The sequence below is a fragment of the Methylacidiphilum sp. Yel genome (assembly GCF_004421185.1).
Lineage (GTDB): Bacteria > Verrucomicrobiota > Verrucomicrobiia > Methylacidiphilales > Methylacidiphilaceae > Methylacidiphilum.
Map to the genome: position 1 here is coordinate 16267 of NZ_LXQB01000055.1, position 17292 is coordinate 33558.

Consider the following 17292-nt stretch of genomic DNA (forward strand, 5'->3'; position numbering starts at 1 on the left):
TCTGAAGCTGTTATCGTTGTTAAGGGAAAGTGAGCAAAAGAGTTTTGATTTTTTCTGCTGCCTTTCGAAGTAAAAGAGCAATCACGCCTTCGTAAGAATCAGTAGGATAAAGGATCCCAATGGCCGAATGGGGGCCAGCCATACAAATGTAAAGTTGCACCTGAGTTCCCGTGATCTTTGTTTCCAATATATTTCCTGCTCCTGCTAACTCACATAGCCTTTTGGCATGTCCAATAGTGGAGCTGACAACGGAAGCAATAATGTTTGAATAGTTTGAGAAACTGCATCGGCTGACCGTTGCTCCCTTATTTGTAGAGATGACGATACCAAGAATATCTGGGTTCGCTGCAAACAGATCGGATATTATTTGAGAAAGCTCTTGTTCCAGATACCTTACGAGATATTCGAAAGATTGGCTTTTTTTATGCTCCTCAATCATAACCTGGGCCAGCGCTTCATAAGCCTTTATCCAGGTTTGTTCCAATTCTTTATTCCATTCTTTTCCAATGATTTTTCCAAGTGTCCAAATAAGTGTGTGTCCAATCAACGGATAATGTTCCACTTCCACTCCATACTTAACATGCCGACGGGCTAATTCTTTTGCAGCATCCAAAGCCGTATCAATATCTTGAAGGTTTAAAACTATCCAATTTAAGACATCTATTAGTTTTCTACCTTGTTTTTCAATATTCTCTCTAAAAAGAGATCGTACATTAGGTTCTACCTCAAAGAGCCTTTTGTAAAAAAGTAATCCTGCTTCATCAGCCTTCTCTATCACATGGAGCCAACTTTTTTGGATAAGTTTTATTTGCTCTTGCGTCATAAAAAGAAAGATAATTTACAATTTTTGTAAATGAAGCTATATAATAAATTTATTTTCTTCAAGACGTTCTTTAATGTTCTTTAAGGCGTTGGAAAGCTTCATACCAAGGCAGTCCTCGTAAAAAGTAAAAGGAAATTTTTCTAAAATTAAGAATAAGATTCTAAAACAAATAGCTTAAGGTTCCTTGAATCCAAAAAGGCATTCCTGGAACAATATTAGCGTAATCAAAAATTCTTGCCGCTTGAATTCCTGCCCCAAAAGGTAACCAGTATTTATTATCCGTTGTGTTGAAAAGGTAAAGGGAAAATTGCCAGTGGGGGAGGGAGTAAAAAAGCCGTGTTCTAATAATAAATTCAGGAGGAATGGAATCAGCATAGTTATACCCAAGAAATTGTCTACTAAACCAACTAAGCCCTACCGTAAATCCTAATCCTGAAGAGGAAGCATAGTTGATCATGCCATCTATAACATTTGTTGGCCAGCCAATAAATGGATAAACGCCAGCAGGAAAAAAAGCATTGTTGTTTAGAGGTAAAGAAAATAGTAGTGCCTCACTGGTAGAGTAAGTCTGAGTTTCTAAGGGGCCATGACCGACATTTGTCCAGTCTTCCATCCCATATTGGTAGGCATAGCCTAGCCGGCAGAGTAAGGATGGGTGAGGTTTATAAGAAAAGTCCAGTTCAAAACCATTCACTGTTGTCTTTGTAGGTGTCAGTCCTACATTATCGATCCAAAGGTCTTGGGAAAAAATTGTGCCATCAATAAACAACCGCTTGTTTAAAATGTTTAATTTTATGCCAGCTTCATAGAGCTTGTCGCCTTGATGGAAGGATTGGGAATTAAAAAGAGGAGAGTACCCGCCAAGGACTGCTGCATCAGTAGTATATTCGAAGATGTACGTAAAATAAATGTTCATCCACTCAAAGGGCATGGAACTAGGACTGATTGAGAAGAGGGGGAGGGATTGTGTTGTTTTTAATTCCTTAAAAAGCATTGGAGGAGTTCCAGGAGGAGTTTGAGCCTGTACAAAGTAGTTGGTATCTCTTAGCCCTAGAGAAAGGTTCCAAGATTGGTTTAAGCTTATTGTTTGCTGTATAAAAGGAGCTATAGAGAAAAAAAAGCTATTTGTAGATCCTCCAGAACCATTTAAAGGATTAAAAAAATAGCCATTTGGGGCACCAGGAATTGGCCAAAGCCCCCCAAATTTTGCATGGGGATTCATTATATTCTTTTGGAAAAAAGAAGAAGAAATCATATTCCAGCTAGTAGGTAAGCTTGAAACCATATCCCAGCTATTTGCTCCAAAGAAAGAGGTGGCTACATAATCGAGATTTTTTTGGATATGCCATTCAATGCCACTATCCATCAGATCAGTGAATGAAAAAGTTGAATTAGCTTCTGGAAATTCGATATTGGCAACACACTCCGTTCGGTGCCCAATTTCATAATCTCCCCTACTCGAAAGACAATAATAAACAGGGGGCTGCAGGAGTTGTTCCCGGTTAGACCACACCAGGGTATTGTCTAAAATCTTTAACCGGTCATTAATTGAAAATTTCTGAATCAACTGTAACATTCCTAGCATAGCCCGAGCCCCACCTTCCGGATTTTGAAGGAGGATCCTACGGCTGATTGGAAGAAGAGGACCGGCATAGAGGGAATAGGGAGGATTATTTATTTGTCCCACATTGATTAAGGAAGGCGAAAGAGATCCAGAAGAATAGAGACCATTTTCAATTAAGTTTTCCGTTGGCCTATTCATCCACATAAAAAGAGGAGTATAGTCATAGGTTCCGAAATCGCCGAGAAATTCGACTTGATAGTTCTCTGGAGAGTGAAATCCTACATTAAAATATAGGTTTTGTTGATCGTTGTGAACATATTGATAATAATTTCCATTTTCCATGCCTTGATAGCTGATTCTATAAGCAATATTTGGAGAGATTGGTCCTCCTAAGTCTATAAGCCACATATATTTTTCGTACATACCAGTGGTCCATTGAGCTGATCCACGAAAAGAATCAAAATAGGGTTGTTTTGTTAGATAGTTGGTCACTCCAGAGCTTGTTTGGGTGGCTCCAAAGATTGCTTGTGCGGGACCTTCGATAAAATCGAACGATTCAATCATGTTCCAGTTCATCGGAATTCCTTGGAAGGCGCCGTTTTGGATGTTCATTTCAATGCCATTAATATAGGGAGTAGAAGGATAGCCTCTTGAGAAGGGAGCTATCCCTAGACCGTAGTTTACCGATGAATAAGCAGAAGGGATATAAAAGACCACGCTTAGAGGATCTAAAAAAGGCTGCAATCCCATCCCTAACGCCTGAATGAGTGTTTTGTCGATTGTAAAAACGGTGCGAGGACTATCTAAGATGTCCACTGGTCCGAAGCCTTTCGAGGGTGAAAGCAAAAAGGAAGACTTTTCTTTTTGATTCTATTGGCACTTGCCCTTTGACTTTTATTGGTGGAACGGCTAAAGCATCCTCTGCCACAGCATCGGCTGTGGAACCCACTCCCTTATCAGGATAAATACAAGTGATTAAAAAAAGGGGAGTCAGATAAAATACAATCTGCCTCTGGCTCATTTTTTTCTTTTTTCGATCTCCTCTTCCTCTTTGGATCCAAAAGTTAAAAAAGGGAAGAAAAGGAATTTCTTGCTTTTATGCGGACTTTCCAAAAAAGGATATGGAGGGAAAGGTCTTTTGCCTTCTGATAGCGAGACAATAGAGATGATTCCGCAAATTAAAAAAAAGAGCGAAAAGAGTCTGAAACCAAAAGAGCAAGAACCAAAAGATTCTTTGATTTTTCCAAGAAAAATAGGTAAGAGAAAACCGCCAATGCCTCCTGCAGCTCCGACAATTCCTGTCGTTAAGCCAATATGGGAGGCAGCTTGCGTGCCCACCAATTGAAATATGGCTCCATTGGCTAGGCCAAGGCATCCCATCATAAAAAATATTGGAGTTAATTCTAAAAGCAGAGGAAAGTAAAAGGAGGGAAGAAAAGCAAAAAAACTACCTAAACTAAATAAAAGAATCAATACCTTCATTCCGCCCAATTTGTCGGCTATGGCTCCACCTAAAGGCCTTAAAAGGCTTCCAGAGGCAATGAGCAAAGTTTGAAGCCCCCCCGCGTTTACTTTCTCTACTCCATACTCATCGACCAGAAAGAATCCCAGATAGCTTGAGAAACCTATAAAACCACCAAAAGAAAGGCTATACAAAAGGGATAAAAGCCATGTCTTTTTCTGACAGAGCACTCGACAGATACTTTCCTTTGTAATTCTTTCATTCTGGGGCCGAGGAGCATCTTCAGCAAAAAAAAACACGAAAAGGAAAACAATGAATAAGAGCAGGAAGAAAAAGCCAAAAACCGAATGCCACCCGTATCTGTGTGCAATCATAGGACCGAAAAGTGTGCTAAGAAGCGTGCCGCTATTTCCGCTTCCAGTCAGTCCTAAAACAAGTCCTTGATGCTGCGGCAAAAACCACCTGCTTGCCATTGGAATGGCGACGGCAAAACTTGCTCCTGCAACTCCAAGAAGGATACCGATGAGATATATTTCTTTAAGAGTATGGGCAAATACAAAACCCCAGACGAGGGGGATAAACGAAACTCCCATGGCAATAAGAGCCGTTTTTTTCCCTCCATAGCCTAATTCAGCTATTCCCAAGGCAATTCGTAAACTGCTTCCTGAAATAATAGGTATAGCCACCATAATACCTTTTTCTACCGGTGTCAGCTTCAGTTCATCTGCTATAAAGGTCCCCACAGCCCCAAGAATCACCAATATGGCAAAACTGATGTCGAAATAGAGAAAAGAAGAACAAAGGGTCAAAAGGCTTTGTTTATTGACAAAGACATTGGAAAAAAAGGGCTTTTTCATGAGGGAGAGCATTTCGGGCTAATGTTGTTTGTAGCCATGGGGATTTTTATAAAAATCTGGTGGTTTTTTACAAGGTAGGATAAACTTTAATTCGAAACTTTTCAGAGATTGTGCAGTTGCCCGTTTCAAAAGAAAAAGAGTAAGCATGCAGTGGACAAATGAAGGTCTTTTCATCACATAGAGCTTCGGCAATTGGCCCTCCTTGATGTGGGCATTGGCCTTCGACTGCCCATATTTTCCCTGTATGGGTTTTAAAGAGGGCAATTTTTATCTTTCCAATTCGAAAGCATCTACCTATGCCACTGACCAGTTCGTTGAGGTGACATACTTGATAGAGCCTCTCATTATCCAGCATATTGCCATTCATTATTCGTTCTCCTTTTAGGATTTTAGGAAATGGGATTAGGACAGCTTGTTTCAGAAGCAAATTGATAGGGAAATTCTTCCTGTTGGGCAGCTTTCCAAGGATCATCGTAGGCCGCTATCGCCTGTTCTATTTCTCTATCTAACCTGTTTTTTTCGGCTTCCGGAGCTGAGAGTATTTCAGATCTTATTGCTTCGATTCCAAGCCGTTCAACAAAACTATAGCTCCTTTCTGCATATTTTGCGTTTTCTCGATAGTATTGAATGAACCGGCCGATACATACAAGCGCCTCCTCATGATCCTTAACGACTGTGAGAAGATCTCCAGCTCTAACCCTTGACCCTGCAGCCCCTCCAATATAAATTTCCCAGCCTGTTCCAATAGCTACAACCCCAATGTCTTTGACAGTGGCTTCTGCACAATTCCTCGAACAACCACTTACCGCAAGCTTGAGCTTTGCTGGAGTTTCTACTCCCTGAAATCTCTTTTCAATTGCTATCCCAAGCTTAGTAGAATCGCCTACACCAAATCGGCAAAATTCGATTCCAACACAGGTTTTGCAGGTTCTGAAAGCTTTCGTATAGGCATGACCGCAATTCATTCCCAGCTCTTTCCATACCAAAGGCAGTTGCTCTTTTTTTAGTCCAAGCAAGTCTATTCTTTGGCCTCCTGTAATTTTTATCATGGGGATCTTATATTTTTCGGAGACATCAGCAATTTTTCGTAGTTGTTCAGGAGTGGTGATGCCTCCATAGATTCGAGGAACTACCGAATAGGTCCCATCTTTTTGAATATTTGCATGAACTCGGTCATTGATGAATCTCGCATCTGGTTCTTCTTTGTATGATTTAGCCCAGATGGTTTTTAAAACGCTGGCTAACGCCGGTTTGGAGGCAGCTTCTTCTTTTCCTCCTGCTAGTTGTTGAAAGACAGCTGAAACGCTTCGTAGTTGTCTTTTTTTAATCTCTTCGATCAGTTCCCTTTTTTTCAAAGGAATGCAAGGTACATAATAATGGATGGAAGGATCGTCAGAAATTGACTTTTGAGTTGTATTTTCAAAGAGTCTTTGTACAAGACCTCTGCAACTACCACATCCAGTTCCAGCTCGACTGATGGTCATGACTTCTTTGAGGGTAGAAGAGCCTTTTTGAATAGCTTGTAGAATTTCTTTTTTCGTTACTCCATTGCAGTTACATACTTGAAAATCCTCCGGTTTGTTTTCTATTGGTTCTTCTTTTGTTGTGACGGTTCCTTCGGTTAGAAGATCTTTTGGAGCACAGGTTAGGGGGAGGGATTTTTCATAGAATTGCACTGCTTCTAATGCGTGGGATGAAGGTCCAAGGAAAATCCCTCCAATTATATTCTTTTCATTGATCACGATTTTCCTATAAATTCCTCGGTTTGGTTCGGCATAGAGCACACTCTCTTCCCCACCTTCTGGTTCAATGCGGCCAAAAGAAAGAAGGTCGATTCCGGCAACTTTCAATCGAGCAATCGGCAGAGAACCATTGTAGCCTTGTGTATGGGCTTTGCCCATGAGTGATCGTGCGGCTATAGCGGCTTGCTGCCAAGCAGCGGCAACTAAACCGTAGGTTTGGCCATTAAACTCGATGCATTCGCCTATAGCAAAGATCCCAGGATGAGAAATCGATTCCATACGAGAATCGACAAGAATGCCTTTGTTTACAGCAATCCCGGAGTTTTTAGCCAACTGGCAGTTTGGTTCAATTCCCGTAGCAATAACAACGAGATCTGCTAGGGCTTCTTTGTGATTTTCAAGTAAGATGGCCAGGCTATTGCCTTTATTTTCTATGCCGATCGTTCTTGTTTTTATCAAGACTTGGATATTAAGTTTTTCTAACTCCTGTTTTAAAATAGCTCCCGCCATTTCATCGAGTTGCTTTTCCATCAAATGGCCCATAAGATGGATAAGACTGACCTGTAGCCCTCTTTTCTTTAAACCATAGGCTGCTTCTATCCCTAGAAGTCCTCCGCCAATGACGATTGCCTTTTTTGCCTCTGAAAGAAGCCTGAGAATGTTGTTACAATCGTTGATTTCTCTAAATGTGTATATTCTCTGAGCAAGTTTTCCTGATTGATCGAAAATCCCAGGCAATTTAGGGATCGATGGAATACTTCCTGTGGCCAAAAGAAGTTTGTCATATGGAATTTTTTCTTTTTCAGTCCATATTCTTTTATTGACTGGATCGATGTGTAAGGCTTCACAACAGTGTCTGACCACAATTCCATGCTCTTGAAACCATTGTAAACTTTTAAGTTCAATTGCCTGAGGCTCCGTTTCCCCAGCAAGCAGACTGGAGAGTAAAATTCGGTTGTAGCCAACCCTGCTTTCCTTTCCAAGCAGAGTAATCTGATAGTGCTCTGTCCCTCCAATTTCGACCAGTTCTTCAAGGAATCTTACAGCAGCCATTCCGGCACCAATGATGAGGAGTTTTTCTTTTTTCATTATTTTTTTTCCTTTCTTATTTCAGTGTGCGTGGTTTGCTCCGTAGGGGATTGAATCTTAGCTGCACACAGCTTAAATGAAGGCATTTTGGAAAGAGGATCAAAAAGGGATAAAGTCAGCGCATTGGCTTCTACCTGTCCGTTGGAATAAAAAGGGATAAAAAGAGTGTCGAGCCGTAGATTGGGAGAAAACTTTGCTTTGAAGTATCCTTTACCCCTTTTTGTTTCCACTAAGACATATTGACCATCCTTTATTCCAAAATGACGAGCAACGGCTGGGTTTATCTCGACGATAACAGAAGGTTCCTTTTCTTGGAGTTTTTGAATAAGCCGAGTCTGCACCCCTGTTTGGTAATGATATAAAGTTCTTCCTGTTGTTAGGTAGAAAGGATATTCGCTATTTGGTTCTTCAGGAAAAGCGATGGGATAAACGGGATGAAATTTTGCTTTCCCTTTATCTGTAGGGAATCTTTTGCTAAGGAAGATATCTTTTTGACCTTTGCTTAGGAAAGAATGGCATGGCCAATAAAGCTCTTCTCCTCTAGAAAGCCTTTGGTAGGTAATTGCAGAATAATCTGCAGCTGCTCCAGCGGTAGCTCTTCGAAGTTCTTCAAAGATGGCTTGTGGATCTGAAGAAAACCTTACTCCATAGCCAAACTTTTCAGCTAGTAAGTGAATGATTTCAAGGTCTGTTTTAACGTTTTTCGGAGGATCTAAGATTTTTGGTCTGAGCAAGACACGGCCTTCAAGATTTGTGACTGTACCTGTTTCTTCAGCCCAAATCGCTGTGGGTAAAACAACATCAGCCATCGCTGCCGTTTCGGAAAGGAAAGAATCACATACAAGGAGAAATTCCAACTGTGGGAAAAGCCGCTTGAGCTTTGAATTATTTGGAGAAGATACAATAGGATTGGCTCCAAAGACTAGCATCGCTTTAATACCCTGCGGCTTTTCAAGGGAGTCAAAAATTTCGGTTACACTTTTGTCAGAGGATGGCAAATCCTTTTCATCGATTTGCCAGAGCCTGGCGATATAGTTCCTGTCGAAAGAATCAAGATTGCTTCGAGCACCTGGCAATTGATCAGGTTTGAGCCCAAATTCTCTGGCTCCTTGCCCATTGCCTTGACCAGTCAAAGTACCAAATCCTGAATTTACTTTTCCTACAATCCCAAGAGCTAGGGCAAGGTTGATAAAGGAAAGGACGTTAAAAACCCCTTGGGTTTGCTGTTCACACCCCCTTCCAGTAAGAATGACAATGTTCTTTTCGGTTTCTAAAAGTTCAGCTACCCTCAATAACTCTCTTTGAGAAATACCTGTCAGAGTTTCAACTTTGGCAGGCCAAAAAGAAGAAACAGAGTTGGGGATCTTTTCAAATCCATAAGTGTAATTACGAATAAAATAGTGGTCGATCTTATTCTTTTGGATCAACAGATAGAGCAAACCATTGGCTAGGATACCATCGGTTCCGGGTTTTATTTGCAGATGCACATCCGCATAGGTAGTTGTTGGGGTAGGCCTTGGATCAATAGCGATGATTTTTTTGTTCCTTTTTTTCAAGCAGTCAAAATGGGTCCGAATGGGAGGCATGGTTTCCAATGGGTTTGTTCCAACGAGTAAGAGCAAATCAGTATGGGCAATATAGTCGATGGGAAAGGGTAGCCCTCTATCTATTCCCAAAGCCATTTCAAGAGCTTTAGATGCCGAAGCCATACAATATCTTCCGTTGTAATCGATTGCTGAAGATTGCAAGGCAACACGGGCGAATTTTCCAAGGAGATAAGCTTTTTCATTGGTTAAACTCCCGCTCCCATAAACGAAGATAGAACTATTTCCCCACTGTGATCGAATCTGGGAAAGCTTTTCTACTGTAAAAGAAATAGCCTCTTCCCAATTAGATGCTCTAAAGGCATTGTCTTTTTTGGATCGGATGAGTGGATTAAGAACTCTTTTAGGATGTTCAATTAAGGCAGCGGCATGCCATCCTTTAATGCAAATTTCACCTTTATTTGTAGCAAACTCTCTTGGTTCTACCCTAAACCCATGACTATCCTGAACAACCCATATGGCACACTGATAACTACAAAAGGGACAATGCGTTGAATATTTTGCATATATTCTGTCTTTTATATGTTTTTCGATCATATTTCTTTTGAAACATATAAAGCAATAAATGTTCTTTTTTTATCGAATTAATTAAAATTATCCATGAAACCTTTGCATTATATATATTACATTTACGCATATAATACTTTTTATATATGATATATTTTTATAATATGTGAGAACCTTTAGGAGTTTTGTCCTTTCGCATAGTTTTCTAGTGGATATTGCTAAGGGGTGTTGGGAGTTTTTGATTGAACAGAGGGAGGAAGAAAGGAGAGAGAAAATGTTGGCTCTAAAGCTGGATGGGTTATAGGAAAGTTATAGTCGTAATGAAAAGGGAGAAGATAGCATCAAAAAATGGAATTTGGGCTTAGAAAAAAAATTTAAAATAATTCTCAGCTAATTTATTCTAATTCAAGCTATTATTAGCGCTGTTCCTATTAGCAGCCATTTTTCTGTTTTTTTTCTAGAATGGTTCAAATAGAAATGGGCAAGGTATTTGCTTTTTGTTGAGCCACTATTTTTTCAGCTTGCTTATAAATTTCAGGATCAAAAAACGATTGGTTTTTTCTTTCTCCTATCTTTAATACTCCAGCATCAACCATTTCATTAACAATCCACTGTTCCTTTTCTTTTGAGGGGCTGTTGGCATTGCCTTGACTAAAGACATGAAATGCCTGTCCTGGAATAAAGATGTTTTTCCCCATTCGAAAAGGTCCAATAAGGCTGTGTCGAAGCACTTCTAGAGGCTGAGCAATCCATCCCCCATAGTGCAGCATTTCGGCCAAAGCCTGTCTGTTAAGAGGGCTGTCTGCCCATTGGCAGGCTTCTATAAGAGAGCCAACAATCCGTATATGTTCTTCCCTTTTTCTTTCTTTGTACTTTGCATTTGCAAGCAATACTTTTTCGGGATGTCTTGGAGCTAGGTCAAGACTTGTAGCCACACAATAACCCGTTTTTTCGAACAGTGAAACAGAATTCCATGGTTCTCCAACACAAAAGCCATCAATAAATCCTTCTTTGAGGTGAAGAGGCATTTGAGGAGGAGGCAAGGGAACAAAGCGAATATCCTTTTGTGGATTTAAGCCTATCTTTTGAAGCCATCGAAGAAGGAGAAAATAGTGGCTAGAAAAAGTGGAAGCTACACCAAAAAGTAGAGGAAGGGCGCTGGTTGCTTTTAAAATCCTTCCATAGTTTTCAAAAGGTTCATTTTCTAAGATCGAGCTATATTTTTTAGAAAGAGTGATTGCATTGCCATTAAGATTCAAAACGAAGGCTGTTGAACATCGATAGGGAATCGATTTTAAACCATAATTCAAGACAAGGGGTAGACCGCAGACGGCTTGAGCAAAATCCAGCTCTTCATAGACAATCTTTCCTCGGATCGTTGCCCAGCCAGGCTCAGGACTAAGGTGAACGTCAAAACCCCACTTTTTAAATAATCCCATTTCTAAAGCTACGACCAACGGAGCACAATCGATCAAAGGAACATAACCAATGGTTATTTTAGATCCTATCCTCAATGCTCTACCTCCTCGTGTTACTTCCCCCCCTCTTCCAACTTTGTCTCTTTTCTCAAGCAGGTAGAATGCCAAAGGGGGATGCAAATTGATATTGAATAATATGTATAAATAGAATAGGATTTATAAAATAATTGTATGGCTTATCCAATCGATAGTCGTGCTCTTTACATTTTTGTCAATACCGCTGAATCCGAAAGCTTTTCGCAGGCCGCAAAATCATTGCATCTGAGTCAACCGGCTGTGAGCCGAACAATTCAATCGTTAGAAGAAGAATTAGGATGTCGACTTTTTGATAGGGAAGGAAAGAATCCATCGCTTACGGCGATCGGTAGAGAATTTTTGGTCTTAGCAAAAGAAATATTGGCAGGAATGGAAAAAGCAAGAATTGATATAGAAAATCTTAAAAGGGAAGGACCCAAAAAAATTGTTTTTTCAACAAGCTCGCTTAGTTGTCAATATTTCATTCCACAGATTTACAGGGAATTCCAAGAAAGTTTTCCTGACTGCCTTTTTTCAATCATTCCAGCCAATTCTCCTTTGGCGATTGAATTGGTCGAACAGAAAAAAGTGGATTTTGCCCTTTCCATTAAGCCAATAGTTCCCTTTGAGGGATTGGTTATGCTAGAACTTTTCCAGGATGAAATCCTTTTTTTAGTAAGCTCTTTTCATCCCCTGACTCGAAAAAAGGATATTTCTAAAAAGGAGATAGAAACTGCTCATTACTTAATAAAAAATAAGAACGATACTACTTTTCATATAGTTGAGAGGGCATTTGCTGAACAATCTTTGTATCCAAAAAATTTCATCGAATTAGCTGAAACCGGCTCCATTAAAGAGATGGTCAAAATGGGTCTTGGAATTGGCATTTTACCAGGTTGGATTGCCAAAGAAGAACTAAAAAAGGGCAAGCTTCTCTCTCTTTCTTTAATCGCTAGACCTATTATCAGAAAATGGGTTTTCGTATATAGAATGGGAAGAAAACTTAGCCTTTTAGAAACCACTTTTTTAGAGCTGTGTAAACAATTCTTCCTAAAAAAGTAAGCTGATTAAATTTGGTTGACCCTTCTTTTTTCTTTTACTCTTCTCCAAAACTAAAAGATCTTTTTTCATAAAATTTAAAAAAAAAAATCAAAGGAGCAGTCTATGGATCTGGCTAATGAAAAAAACGAGCGGGCATTCGATTTTATTCCTCTTAATGAAAGAGAGCAGAAGCCTAGAAAAGTTGGCCTTACCGAAATCCGTGGCCCCTATTACACCCCAGTTGGTAGGCATTATCTAGAAGATTTATTCACCACAATGGGTAACTACATTGATATCCTTAAGTTTGCTGGTGGCTCTTTTACATTGATGTCTAAAAGAGCCCTTAAAGACATCATAAACCTTTGCCATAGCCACAATGTTTTGGTATCCACGGGAGGATTCATCGAAAGAGTATTGACGATGGGGTCAGAATTGATTGATAAATATGTGAACGAATGCCAATCGATCGGTTTTGATATTATTGAGATTTCTGCTGGCTTTGTAACCGCTCCTTTTGGTGATTTGCTTCGGCTCGTTGAAAAAGTGCAAAAAGTGGGGTTAAAAGTAAAACCTGAGGTAGGAGTACAGTTTGGAGCCGGAGGGGCTACTAGAGCTGAAGAACTAGAAGCAGAAGGAACAAAAAGTACAAAATGGGCGATCAAACAGGCAAAAAGTTTTCTAGAGGCTGGAGCCTATCTGATAATGGTAGAATCAGAAGGGATCACTGAAAATGTTGCTGTGTGGAAAAGGGAGATTATAGCGGAGTTTATTGATCAACTAGGATTGGAAACATTAATGTTCGAAGCAGCTGATCCAGAGGTATTTTCTTGGTATATAAAGGATTACGGTCCGGAGGTGAATCTTTTTGTTGACCACAGTCAGATTGTTCAATTGGAATGTTTGCGTTCAGGGATTTGGGGAACGAAAAGCACTTGGGGTAGAGTAGTGACATATAAAAAGCCATAAAAAGGGTCAACAAACTATTTTCTCAGGATAGATGATTGTGTTTCTGAAATCGCCTATTTATATACAAAAGAAAAGAATTCAGTCGTGAGAAATTCTTGGTGGCTCAACGGTTACTAAAGTAATGATGAAGTTTTTTTCTGAATTTTGGACAATGGCAGCGACTTTTGCAGGCGTTGTTGCAGGTATGGAGAAGGTTGCTGGAGCTTTTTTAATGAGGTTACGTAGTGATTTTTTAGGACTGACAATTAAAACAAATGTTTTTGTTCCCTTCGTACTTCGATTTGAATGAACTTTAGGAGTTTCTTCTATTATTTGGAATTTAGATCGTAAGGGAATGGCTTCGATGACTTCAGGAGCAATGACTGATTTAAAGGCAAATTCTCCATAAGACCAAAGGTTTTCACGGAGTTCCCCTTGGATATCAGCAAGTTTTGGGATTTCTTCAATTGGAACTAAGTGGGAGTTTTCTTTACTAAATCCAAGTCTTTGATATTCTTTCAGAGCCGTATTTTTCTCTGCCGCATAAGAAAAAGAGGAGAAGAAGAAAAATATCCAAACAATGACAATGGATAAGACTACATGTTTCATTATTTATTCCTGGGACAATATCTGAGGAGGAAAAATCATTTCTAACTCCATAAGATGATATCCGGCATCTGTTTTCATATTTACAAGGACCCTTGCAGGGGCCTCTGGAGAAATATAAAGAATAGAATTCTTTTTAATTGGAGGACAACTTGAATGAACGACCAGAATCACATGATCGAGGTGCTTACTGCTGAAAAATGCTGGAACGCCGATCAATGGCCAAAAAATGATACCTGCACCCACAGCCATCCCAGAAGAACTGGCAATTCTCTTAGTCTTATCTCCAGCTATTAAACATACAATTAACCCATCATGTGGACTACTTTGTGCTTCAAACTTTCCATAGACCCAAAGATTGGAAGGACAAATCCCTCTTTTTTGTATCGCTGCCGAGCGAAGGCGTTGAACTTTAAATAGTTCTTTTTTATTTTCAGTTACATAGCCAGTTTCTTCCTCTTTTGAAGTTACTCCCATTGGGGTACTCTTCTTGTTTATCTCCTGATTATTAGTGAAAGCTAGGGAAGAAAAGACCAAAAAATAGGTATAAAAAAAGACGATCCAATATTTTTGAAAAAAAGACATGAAACCTACCAAAACGGTAGCTAACTATAGAAAAAAAAAAGTACCCATCAAGATTAAAATAGATTTTTACTGAGGAATATAACTTGTCTGATAGTATTTTTCATTGGATGGAAGAGGAGAATCATCCAGTTCGAAGGTCACTGCTTCTTTAATGAGCCGATTGACATGCAGTGGAAATTTCCAATGGGCATCTATCCAATCTTTTGCTGTTTTGTCAAGGAGGCGATATCCAGAAGAGCGAACAATTTGAGAGTTGACGATTTTTCCTTTCCGTACATCGAGCATAATAACGACTGTCCCTTCCATATGATGAAGACGGGCTTCGTATGGATAAGGGGGTGGGGAAAGGAAAGAAGTGGATAAAGAATATTGACTATACTCTTTGTTTGGCGCATGGAAGGCGCATCTTTTTGTTTGAGATTGAGAAATAGCTCGTGGACTATTCAGCGGGATGTTTTTCGGTCCTTTCGGATTGGTTGGCAACGGAGAAGGAATAGGGGGAAGGGGAGGTTTTGGGGCTTCAGCAATAGGGAGAGAAGAAGAAAAATGCTCTGAACTTGAAACAAGATCAATAGAGGAAGAAGAATCTGTTTGGGAAAAAAAGCTATTTTTTTCTATTTCAGAACTATTCTTGTTTGGAAGAGAAATCAATGCTAGCAATCCATGAACGCTGGCAGCTAAAAACATACAAAGTAAATAGGCCAGTTTATCTTTTGAAAAATAACCAAAGGCTTTAGCAATCATTTTTTTTTCTTTTATTGAATTAAAAGCAAGAAGTATGCCAATTTATAAGTATTTGATTACAAATAATTTAATTGTTTTCTATCAACTTGCTTTTTAAATTGCCTAAGCCATAGGCTTGCCAACTGCAGAAAATGGTCTAAGCTTTTGGAATTAAAAAAAATTCTGCAAAGGAAAAAGTTGGGAATATAAACTGCCTGACTGGGAAAGAAATGCACTACTGGAGGACATATGATGGGGGAGCTACCTGACTTTTGTGGTAAAGAAAAAGAGCTTAAAGAGGCAATTCAAAAACAAGAGAAGATTAGTTTAGATGCCACTGGAATTGATTTCGAGCAGATAAAAAGTGCCGCATCCATTGCTCTTCATATGCATCAACCTTTAATACCAGCTGGCGGTACAGACTTAAGATCTGCTCAGATAATCAGTAATTTGCAGTTTATGCTTGAACATTTGGGGGATGGCGATAGCCATAATGCTCCTGTTTTTCAGTGGTGCTATCGACGAATGGGAGAGTTTATTCCTGAATTACTCTCGCAAAATAAACAGCCCAGGGTGATGCTCGACTATTCGGGGTGCTTGCTGTATGGCTTTGAACAAATGAGAAGCCGAGATATCCTGGAGGCACTCTATACTCTTTCTAATGATCCTACTTGTCGAAAAGCAACAGAATTTCTCGGAACAGCCTGGGGACACGCTGTAGCTCCTTCCACTCCAATTCAGGATTTTCGTCTGCACGTTGAAGCCTGGCGACAACACTTTGGTAGCCTTTTTGGCTTTGAGGCTTTGTCTCGTGTTAGAGGATTTTCTCCGCCCGAGATGGCTCTTCCCAACCATCCTGATGTTGCTTATGCTTTTGTGAGAACATTGTTAGATTGTGGGTACAAATGGGTTTTAGTTCAAGAACATACGGTTGAAAGACCTGATGGGCATCCTCTGTCTTTTAAGCACATTCCTCATCGACTTACTTGTGTAAACGCCAACGGAGAAGTAGCTTCGATCATTGCTATTATAAAAACTCAGGGATCCGATACAAAGTTAGTGGGTCAAATGCAACCATGGTATGAGGCTAAGGGACTTAACCGAGTTGAATTTTCTAACAGAACTCTCCCTCCTCTTGTGACACAAATTGCTGATGGGGAGAATGGTGGAGTTATGATGAATGAATTTCCTCCAAAATATTTTGAAGTGATTAAAGAAGCCTCTTATAGTCCTACACCGATTTTAAACGTAAGTGAATATCTAGCCTATTTGGATCATTTAGGCATCAAACAAGAAGACTATCCTACTATTCAACCAATTCATCAACATTATCTTTTTCAAAGGTTCGAGCCAGGAGATGGTCCACAGAAGCTTTCAGAAACAATCGAGAAAGTAAAAAAAGAAAATCCACGGTTTTCGATGGAGGGGGGAAGTTGGACAAATAATATTTCCTGGGTACAAGGCTATGGAGACCTTCTTGGTCCTATGGAGCAGTTGAGTAGACTTTTTTATGAAAAAGTCCTTGAAAAGGGTATTTCCTCAAAGGATTCGAAATATAGGCAAGCCTTGTTTTATTTGTTGGTCGGTGAGACAAGCTGTTATAGGTATTGGGGTACTGGACTTTGGACTGAGTATGGAAAAGAAATTTGTAGAAGAGGAATAGAGTTTATTGAGAAAAATTTTTAAGAAAATCAGTTCCTGGTTGAAAAGTTATTGTTGAATTATTACTAGCCTAAGTTTTAGGCCTGAATAAGCTTTTCTACCCTTTTTAAACTATAGATTAGTAGATTATCTCTTCATGCGCTTTTTTTGCCCTTACAGAAAGTCCCGCATGAAATCCCACTTTTTAAAGGCTGGGATGAAGTCCGTTTTAGTTAGTTCATCAGCCAACAGCATCGCGCAAGACCCCTTCCTTTAGGCATGGAGAGGAGCGCCGCTACTTTCGCTTCGCAAAATAGGATAGTATGTGAAGTATGAGGAGGACAATCCGATTGTTTCTACAACCTACAACCGAACAGGCTGAAATCCTCTTGCGCACACTCCCTGAGTACACTGATTGTTTCAACGCTGTCTGTGCTGTTGGCTGGCAGAAGCGTTGCAAGAACGCTGTGAAATTGCATCCTGAGACGTACTGGACACTCCGTACGGAGCATCCGGATATGCCTTCCAGGCTTGTGATTTCTGCTAGAGTGTGCGTGCAACGGAGGCTATCAAGTCCGCCTTGAACCGTCTGAATAAAGACCGCAAGGTG

General features: G+C 39.9%; 15 protein-coding genes. 4 read left to right on the top strand and 11 right to left on the bottom strand.

Translation table 11 applies throughout. From position 1 onward, the window contains the following. Positions 1-19: 19 nt before the first annotated feature. The 8 genes from A7Q09_RS07935 to A7Q09_RS07965 all read right to left on the bottom strand — a co-directional run bounded on the left by A7Q09_RS07935 (position 20) and on the right by A7Q09_RS07965 (position 11246). Positions 20-823: a globin domain-containing protein gene (locus tag A7Q09_RS07935; RefSeq protein ID WP_134390932.1), complete on the bottom strand. Its 804-nt coding sequence runs from the start codon at positions 821-823 to the stop codon at positions 20-22. Positions 824-983: 160 nt separating this feature from the next. Beyond that, positions 984-3203, bottom strand: a complete 2220-nt coding sequence (locus A7Q09_RS07940; protein WP_244228609.1) for a TonB-dependent receptor — start codon at positions 3201-3203, stop codon at positions 984-986. Beyond that, complete coding sequence (locus tag A7Q09_RS11020; RefSeq protein WP_244228610.1) at positions 3187-3408, bottom strand: hypothetical protein; 222 nt, start codon at positions 3406-3408, stop codon at positions 3187-3189. The genes A7Q09_RS07940 and A7Q09_RS11020 overlap by 17 nt, the downstream gene beginning before the upstream one ends. Next, positions 3405-4706 carry an MFS transporter gene (locus A7Q09_RS07945; protein WP_134390933.1) on the bottom strand — a complete coding sequence of 434 codons (1302 nt, stop codon included), beginning with the start codon at positions 4704-4706 and terminating at the stop codon, positions 3405-3407. Before A7Q09_RS07945 ends, A7Q09_RS11020 begins: the two co-directional genes overlap by 4 nt. Positions 4707-4773: 67 nt before the next feature. Further along, complete coding sequence (locus tag A7Q09_RS07950) at positions 4774-5073, bottom strand: Rieske 2Fe-2S domain-containing protein (RefSeq protein WP_166791958.1); 300 nt, start codon at positions 5071-5073, stop codon at positions 4774-4776. A 22-nt stretch (positions 5074-5095) separates the two neighbouring features. Then, complete coding sequence (gene nirB, locus A7Q09_RS07955) at positions 5096-7537, bottom strand: nitrite reductase large subunit NirB (RefSeq protein WP_134390935.1); 2442 nt, start codon at positions 7535-7537, stop codon at positions 5096-5098. Next, positions 7537-9678: a molybdopterin oxidoreductase family protein gene (locus tag A7Q09_RS07960; protein ID WP_134390936.1), complete on the bottom strand. Its 2142-nt coding sequence runs from the start codon at positions 9676-9678 to the stop codon at positions 7537-7539. The genes nirB and A7Q09_RS07960 overlap by 1 nt, the downstream gene beginning before the upstream one ends. Positions 9679-10115: 437 nt before the next feature. Then, on the bottom strand, positions 10116-11246 hold the full coding sequence (locus tag A7Q09_RS07965) for a CmpA/NrtA family ABC transporter substrate-binding protein (protein ID WP_244228611.1): 1131 nt from the start codon (positions 11244-11246) through the stop codon (positions 10116-10118). A 51-nt stretch (positions 11247-11297) separates the two neighbouring features. Between A7Q09_RS07965 and A7Q09_RS07970 the strand changes: the two genes are divergently transcribed. Both A7Q09_RS07970 and A7Q09_RS07975 read left to right on the top strand, forming a co-directional pair. Beyond that, positions 11298-12203: a LysR family transcriptional regulator gene (locus tag A7Q09_RS07970; RefSeq protein WP_134390938.1), complete on the top strand. Its 906-nt coding sequence runs from the start codon at positions 11298-11300 to the stop codon at positions 12201-12203. 102 nt (positions 12204-12305) lie between these two features. Continuing rightward, the gene (locus tag A7Q09_RS07975; RefSeq protein WP_134390939.1) at positions 12306-13148 is read left to right on the top strand and encodes a phosphosulfolactate synthase; all 843 of its coding nucleotides are present in this window, start codon (positions 12306-12308) and stop codon (positions 13146-13148) included. A 78-nt stretch (positions 13149-13226) separates the two neighbouring features. Here the strand turns inward: A7Q09_RS07975 and A7Q09_RS07980 are convergent, their stop codons facing one another. The 3 genes from A7Q09_RS07980 to A7Q09_RS07990 form a co-directional block, all read right to left on the bottom strand. Further along, positions 13227-13736, bottom strand: a complete 510-nt coding sequence (locus A7Q09_RS07980) for a hypothetical protein (RefSeq protein ID WP_134390940.1) — start codon at positions 13734-13736, stop codon at positions 13227-13229. 3 nt (positions 13737-13739) lie between these two features. Then, positions 13740-14210 carry a hypothetical protein gene (locus A7Q09_RS07985; RefSeq protein ID WP_244228612.1) on the bottom strand — a complete coding sequence of 157 codons (471 nt, stop codon included), beginning with the start codon at positions 14208-14210 and terminating at the stop codon, positions 13740-13742. A 174-nt stretch (positions 14211-14384) separates the two neighbouring features. Further along, positions 14385-15062 carry an energy transducer TonB gene (locus A7Q09_RS07990; RefSeq protein ID WP_134390942.1) on the bottom strand — a complete coding sequence of 226 codons (678 nt, stop codon included), beginning with the start codon at positions 15060-15062 and terminating at the stop codon, positions 14385-14387. A gap of 231 nt (positions 15063-15293) precedes the next feature. On the opposite strand from A7Q09_RS07990, the gene A7Q09_RS07995 reads away from it, so the two are divergent. Together A7Q09_RS07995 and A7Q09_RS08000 are read left to right on the top strand one after the other, a co-directional pair. Continuing rightward, a complete protein-coding gene (locus A7Q09_RS07995) occupies positions 15294-16727 on the top strand; it encodes a glycosyl hydrolase family 57 (protein WP_134390945.1) in 1434 nt (477 codons plus the stop codon). 287 nt (positions 16728-17014) lie between these two features. Next, positions 17015-17266 carry a hypothetical protein gene (locus A7Q09_RS08000; protein ID WP_134390943.1) on the top strand — a complete coding sequence of 84 codons (252 nt, stop codon included), beginning with the start codon at positions 17015-17017 and terminating at the stop codon, positions 17264-17266. Positions 17267-17292 lie beyond the last annotated feature (26 nt).